The sequence below is a fragment of the Candidatus Magnetobacterium casense genome (genome assembly GCF_019173545.1).
GTDB lineage: Bacteria > Nitrospirota > Thermodesulfovibrionia > Thermodesulfovibrionales > Magnetobacteriaceae > Magnetobacterium > Magnetobacterium cryptolimnobacter.
In genome coordinates, this window is record NZ_JABXWD010000627.1 from 1 (window position 1) to 1,537 (window position 1,537).

Below are 1,537 nucleotides of genomic sequence, written 5' to 3' on the forward strand. Positions count from 1 at the left end.
CATATCTTGTATTTAATCCAATCGAAATCTGCTATATTATATCTTTTGTTTACAGACTAAAATATGTTACCATGTAAGGAGTAAAAGGACATAACGATAGCGATTACATGGAGGTTATTGTTGATATGCCAGGAGGTTCTTTATCTGACACCCTGACGATCCAAGGCAGAAAAATTGGAGCAGGAGAGCCTGTTTTTATCGTGGCCGAGGTGTCGGCCAACCACCGGCAAAGTCTTGACGTTGCCCTCAGGACAATCGAGGCGGCTAAGGAGGCCGGTGCGGATGCTGTTAAGTTTCAGACCTACACGCCCGACACCATCACCATTGACTCGCAACAGGAACACTTCCGGATACGCCACGGTACCATCTGGGATGGCAAGACCCTCTATCAGCTCTACGAGGAGGCCTTTACGCCCTGGCAGTGGTACGGGCAACTCAGGGCCAGGGCACAGGACGTTGGACTGGTCAGTTTTTCATCGCCATTTGACAAGACGGCGGTAGACTTCCTGGAGGAAATGCAGACCCCGGCCTATAAGGTGGCCTCCTTTGAGATAACCGACATACCGCTGATCCGGTACATGGCGTCAAAGGGCAGACCCGTGATAATATCAACCGGCATTGCAGAGCCGTCAGATATCGAGGAGGCCATTGACACCTGCAAGGGCGTAGGCAACCAGGACATCGCCCTTTTGAAGTGTTCAAGCATCTACCCGACGCCCTTTGAGGAGGTCAACCTCAGAGGGATTACGTGGCTACGGGAGCGATTTGGGGTGATCGTTGGTCTGTCTGACCACTCACCAAGCATAGCCATCCCGGTGGCATCGGTGGTACTGGGGGCGTGCATCGTGGAGAAGCACTTTACGCTGGGACGCCACCTGGGAGGGCCGGACAGCGGGTTTTCGTTGGAACCGCATGAATTTAAGCAGATGGCGCTGGCCATCAGGCAGATTGAGGCAGCCCTGGGAGACGGCAGTTATCGCACCAGTGACAAGGTGCGACGCAACAGGATACATGCCCGTTCGCTCTTTGTGGTGGCCGACATACAGGCCGGACAACCATTCACGGAGGACAACGTCAGGTCTATACGGCCAGGCAACGGGCTGCATCCCAGGCACCTCAAAGACGTATTAGGCAAGCCGGCCACAACGTTCATCGCCAGAGGCACCCCCTTGAGTTGGCAACTCGTTGAAGGAGGCGGAGATGGCTCGTGCTAACCTCCGGGGCATCACAAGGACGGTTATTGAACGCCGCAACAACGTCTATAGTTCCTGCTGTACTTTACTCATATCCCTTCAGAAGTAACTCTATTGTCTCAATATCTTCGCCAGTAAGCAACTTTAGATAGCCTGTTAATGCTACCAAGTTTGAATATTTGATTTAGGATATCATCAATAATAATTGCTTCTGGTTTTTGTGGAAGCATTTTTAATCTCTATGGTTTCGCACTTTCTGGATTCCTGCTTACGCAGGAATGACACAGATGGGCGCAAAATACCATTTCTTGTCATTCCCGTGAAAACGGGAATCCATTTTCAAA

The 1,537-nt window shown here is 51.2% G+C and carries 1 protein-coding gene; it reads left to right on the top strand.

What is annotated here, in order from left to right; all coding sequences use genetic code 11:
• The first annotated feature begins 125 nt into the window (after positions 1-125).
• A complete protein-coding gene (gene pseI / locus HWQ67_RS18225; protein ID WP_218254118.1) occupies positions 126-1,214 on the top strand; it encodes a pseudaminic acid synthase in 1,089 nt (362 codons plus the stop codon).
• The last annotated feature ends 323 nt before the right edge of the window (positions 1,215-1,537 follow it).